The sequence below is a fragment of the Selenomonas sp. oral taxon 126 genome, from assembly GCF_001683335.1.
In the GTDB taxonomy this organism is placed as follows: domain Bacteria; phylum Bacillota; class Negativicutes; order Selenomonadales; family Selenomonadaceae; genus Centipeda.
Genome location: NZ_CP016201.1, coordinates 329,683 through 334,854 on the forward strand (window position 1 = coordinate 329,683; position 5,172 = coordinate 334,854).

A 5,172-nucleotide genomic window follows, 5' to 3' on the forward strand; every position below is an offset into this window, starting at 1 on the left:
TGGAGTTCCTCGCGCGCCGCACGCACATCTCCACCTCGTACAGTATGGACATGGCGCATTTCGTCCAGATGCGCCTTCCCTGCATCAACCTCCGCGTGGAGCTGCGTAACGCGAGTGACGAGAGCGGACAGTGCCTCTGTCTGCGCTTCTTTTTTTTGACGCAGTTCATCGAGTGCATTGCGTGCATCGTCGCCCTTGCCGCTGCGTGCAATACGCCGCAAGATGCGAGAGAGATCGCTTTTCAGCACATCAAGAACGCTGATCCCGAGCATGGCACGGATGGACTCCTTCACCTGCGCGTTGTTTTCTTCGACCGCGAGCTCTGCAATTTTCTCCCCGTCAAAGAAGAAAAAACGCGCAAGCGCGGCGGGCAGAATATTCTCCACGAACATCGCCCAATTCTGTGTGAGGAAATCACTATATGCGCCGTTTTCCCGAACGAACAGGGTCTCGTTCCCGCCCTTTGCCCCCGCGCTCCATGAACGTCGAATGCAGTAGGTCTGCTGCGTACTCTCATTCATACAAAACTCGAGTTCGATCGCCGCATTTTCATTCCCATTGTTTCGATTTACATACGCACGCAGATAACTTCGATAGGAACGATGCCGGCTCTCCCGATATGCCGCAGAATTTTCGCCATAGAGCGCGAGGAGAATCGCCGCGAGAAAGGTCGTCTTGCCGTGTCCGTTCATGCCGCCGATCAGCACGATTGGGCGGCGGTTCGTAAATGCAAAGCAGTTTTCCCCCGCATACACGCCGAAATTCTCAATCGTCAGCCGCTTGATTATCATTCTTCATCCTCGATGTCCATGTGTCCCTCCGCGCGTACTGCATCCAAAAAGATCTCGTTGTACGCAGCACCCATCTCCTTTTTTCGCGTCATGCGCGCCGCATAGTACTGCGTCGCGTCTTCCTCATTCCGATAAAAGGTCTGTCCGATCACGCGCTCCATCGCCTCGAGGATTCCCTTGCGGTCACCGAGACCTGCAGCGCGGCTTTCAATGTCCACGAGGCTGTACATCATCTCAAACGCCAGCTCCTCATCCCCGTAGAGACGTGCGCACACATCCGCCAGAACATCCCACTCCTCCCGCGCGAAGTGATCCGATGCGATCCACTCCGGATCGGCAAAAGACCGTCCCGTCACATCCTCATAAATCCGTGGAAGTGCATCCGTAAATTCGTGTTTGTCACACACCCAAATGCGTCGAATGGCACGCAACTCCTCCATACGGATGAGCGCAAGATCGTGGAACTCGTCGGGTCCTGTCTCGTTGATGTGCCGCTGGATCTCCAAGAGACGGCGCAGCCAATGCTCGCGCACCTCCCTCTTGTACGGGCCGTGAAAGAGCTGCCCGTAGTGCCCTTGGAGATTGCCGCGCATCCGCCGAAAAATTCTCCGCTCCCGATCCCCCGCGAGATCGCCAAACTCATTGCGAAATTCGAGCAGGGGCAGCATCCATTCCTTTTCCTCGTCGTTGGCGATCATTGCCTCCATTGACTTGTCGCTTTCGACCATTGTGCAGACCCAGCAGCCGAAGCGGCTCTTGCCGCAGGAGGGCAGACTCCGATCGACCATCAGCGGACATTCGTTGTCTGCTGTCGCACCGCGGTACATGGTCATCAGATCCATATTGGAGTAGCCCCACGGGTTCTTGTACTGCATGAGGAACACCCAGACATCATCGTCCGACCACACCTCGAGCGGCGAAAATACCAGCTCATTCGCGAGTGTCGGATTCGGACTGAGCAGTTCACGCACGCGCTTTTTCTCGAGGTTCGTCATCGTGCGGCTGCGGCGTGCACTCTCCTGCTTGCGCGTGCCGAGCACCAAAATGACCTCGCCATGCTCCGCGATCTTGTTCCGTATGAAATTGTTGACCGGGCGCACCTTCAGACGGTCCGTGCACCAACGGTATTTCATGCGAGGGAAGGGATATCCCCTGCCGATCAGATTGACCCAAAACGTGTCGTTCCAATCGGGGGTTAGGCGTACGGAGACAAAGGGAAGGCCGCGCTCCTCTGCCGCCTCCTGCATCGCATCGAGTGACCGTTCCACCCACCGCGCGACAACAGGCGACTCGACCAGTGTGTCCGTGTTCATGATGTGGACGGTCTTTTTCCTCTGCTCCTGCGGCAGTGCCTCGATCGCCATCCACACGAGCTGTACGGCGGCGGTGCTGTCCTTGCCCCCCGAATAACCAATCATCCACGGTATGCTGTCGGACAAATATAGATTTTGAATCGTCGTCATCATGCCGTTGATGCTGTCTTTGGTTATATTTCCCATGCGTTCCTTATCCTATTCTGAATTAAAACGAGAGCCGAATCTTGCCCGCAAGATTTTCCTTTTCGATCCAGTGCCGAACCCCCTCACTCAGATCGGCGAGCGTCGCCTGCCCGCCGTTCATCTGCATTAGGAAGTCCACAATCTCTTCATCCATCCCCAAATCCTGTATCAGCTGCTCCGCATTCTCCTTGGCGTCCTTTAGCTGCGTGAGGACGGTGAGCTCCACTGTCCACACCTTCGCCGCCTCAATCTCCTTCGTGCAGGTGTCGACCCGTGCGGCATCAATGTCCCGAATGATGCACAGCGTACTCAATGTCGCCGCCGTATAGGTCTTAAAATACCGCTCCCACTCACGTTTCAGTGTCGCCTGAACGCTCCTAGAGCGCTCCGTCTCCCGCGTTACGATGATCTGATCCGCATAGCCGCTGTGCACGGCACTCCTGAGATTGTCCACAAGCGTGCGCAGGCTGTCCTGCAATCCCTCCGAAAGAGGAAAGTCCAGCGAGGCACGCGCATAGCGCACCGCTGTGGACAGCTTCACCAGCTGCTCTGCAAGGTCGTGATAGCGCGCGTCCACCTTTGCCTGCTGCTCCCGATTCGCCTTACTCTGCTCGCGTTTGTACAGGCGCTTCATATCCGCAACACGCTGATTGATCTGATCGAAGATCATGCCTGCACCTCCGTTTCGAGCAGGATCATGCAGCCATCGAGCCACCCGATTTCCTCCGCATAGCGTGCAGTCGGCGCATCCGCATCATCCGCCCCGCCCAGTGCAGCATTGCGTTTTTTCATCGTCTCTTCCGCCTTTTGGAGATCGCTCTTGAGCCGTCTCAACAGTTCCCGCAGCGGCTCCAATGCAGCAACGGGATCGGAGGAGAACGCCATCAGCAGCGCGAGCGAATCTTCCTCCCCCTGCACCGCTGCGATATTGTGCAGTGCCTTTGCAATCTGCTTCGCGCGTTTCTGCACAGGCTCCAAGTTCCCAAAGCCAATAGGGAGCTGCGTCTTGTTGCTCTCTGTATAAAACTCTTTTGCCTTGTCTGCCAGTGCTAAAATATCGTCCTCATCAATGTCATTTGCCTCCATGCCGAGAGTGCCGCAGATCTCGTCGAGCACCGTCTGTGCCTGTGTCTTCTCCGCCTCTGCCACGTGATCGCGGCGATCCAAGATATCCTTCAGATACCCAAAGACATCCCGCCTGCGCCTGACCGGATCCTCCGCCTCGAACGACGTATCAGGCAGACTGAGGCGAGCCTTCAGCAGCTTGCCAAAGATGCTCCTCAGCTGTGGCTCGTCCAATACGAGGAGAGAGCCCCCATCGCCCTGCGGGAGGTTAAAATATTGGCGCACCGTTTTTCGGTTGACCTCATCTGCCCCCCCTCGTGCGATCAATGCGCCTAGATCATTCCACGCCTTCGTGTGGCTGTTCTGCCCGGATCTCGGCGGCTTCGGATCAAAGAGCTGCTGCACAGTCATCCGTTTCAAACTCTTTTCGCACAGTGATCCGCTCAGGATCAGCCGATGGATCTCGGCTGCGATTGCAGCCTCGATGTAGGAGGCTCCGTGCATGGCGTTCTCGCGCACGCACGCGGTCAATGCATCGCGCATACGCGCCGTCCACGCGGTCACGAGATAGGCATCGAAATCCGCCCCGGCGTAATTCCAGCTCTGCCCGCCGTACACATGCCAGCGGACGAACGCCCCCATCACATTCACAGACTCCATCGATGCAGGCAGGGTATACAGCGCGGGTGTCCTCTCCTTCGTCTGATGTTCCAATCCAACGAGGCGAACGGAGGAGTCCTTGATCTTATTCACATTGTCCTGCGGAATCCCTGCCGTCTGCCAGTTAATTGCAGACAGCAGATATTTTTCCATCGCTTCGCGTGCCGCACGCAGCGTACCGCTCACGCCGCCCGTTGCCGAGATGTCGATGACACCTTCGCGCCTCCATCTTTCGAGTGCCGCCTCCGCCTGCCTGCCCCTTTCCTCCTTTTCCGCAGGGATTGCAGCGTGCGTCACGGCAGGGGCGGGTGCAGGCGCAGCAGTGGGCTGCACCGCGGGGGCGGGCGCAGCGGAGATGGCTTCCGTCGCCAGCAGTTGATCCACGGGCAGCGCGAATTCCTTGAACATCTCCCTGCGGAGTCCGGCGATGTATTGAACGCCGTCCCGTGTCTGCCGCTCCTGCCTGCCATCCCCCCAGATGGTCAGGAAGCGCAGGAGGCGCGCTGCCTCCTCCTCATCCTGCACGATGTTCTGGACGAGATAGCGGAGCGCGTGATCGACATGTACCATGCCGTAGTCCGTACTCGGAAAATGCTCCCGATTCATCAGGAGATCCATGACGACCGGCTCGATCATATCGCGGATGATGTAGCGCGGCGTCTGCTGGTTTTTCTTCAAGGCTGACTGATAGAGATGGCGGATGCTGTTCCGCGTAAAGGGATAGAGACAGAGGGATTTGCCCGCATCGATGGGCACAAACTCCCACGCCGCTCCCTCCTTTACCGCGTGCAGCGGATAGTCCTCCGCCTGTGCGCCCGATTCCTGCCATGCAGAGATGACGGATTCCTGCAGGGACATCGCGTTGAGATAGCGTCCGACAAATTCACAGAGCCCCTCCTCGTCAAAGGCATCGCTCGGGATGTAGACAAATTGGGTAATGCGGTCCTTGTGATTATCGCGGAAATTATGCTGCAAATAGTTGCCCGTCGTCCCGATGATCGCAGAGATGCGGCAGAGATGTTCCCCCGCATTCATGCCCGTGTGCTCGACGATCAGCGCGTCGAGCAGCGCATTGTCCACCCCCGTAAACGAGGTGACATCCTCGATGAAGAGCGTTAGGCGCTTGCCAAGGCGGGGGATTTCCGCGATATCTTTCA

The 5,172-nt window shown here is 57.4% G+C and carries 4 protein-coding genes; all 4 read right to left on the bottom strand.

Annotated features, from left to right (window positions below; genetic code table 11):
* Positions 1-791: AAA family ATPase (locus tag AXF19_RS14890; protein ID WP_237141646.1), on the bottom strand; the 791-nt coding region annotated here is incomplete at its 3' end.
* Positions 788-2,290 carry a DNA phosphorothioation system sulfurtransferase DndC gene (dndC, locus tag AXF19_RS01430; protein WP_066844073.1) on the bottom strand — a complete coding sequence of 501 codons (1,503 nt, stop codon included), beginning with the start codon at positions 2,288-2,290 and terminating at the stop codon, positions 788-790. The genes dndC and AXF19_RS14890, both read right to left, overlap by 4 nt.
* A 22-nt stretch (positions 2,291-2,312) precedes the next feature.
* A complete protein-coding gene (locus tag AXF19_RS01435) occupies positions 2,313-2,960 on the bottom strand; it encodes a hypothetical protein (RefSeq protein WP_066844076.1) in 648 nt (215 codons plus the stop codon).
* On the bottom strand, positions 2,957-5,172 hold a 2,216-nt coding region (locus AXF19_RS01440; RefSeq protein ID WP_066844079.1), incomplete at its 5' end, for a hypothetical protein. The genes AXF19_RS01440 and AXF19_RS01435, both read right to left, overlap by 4 nt.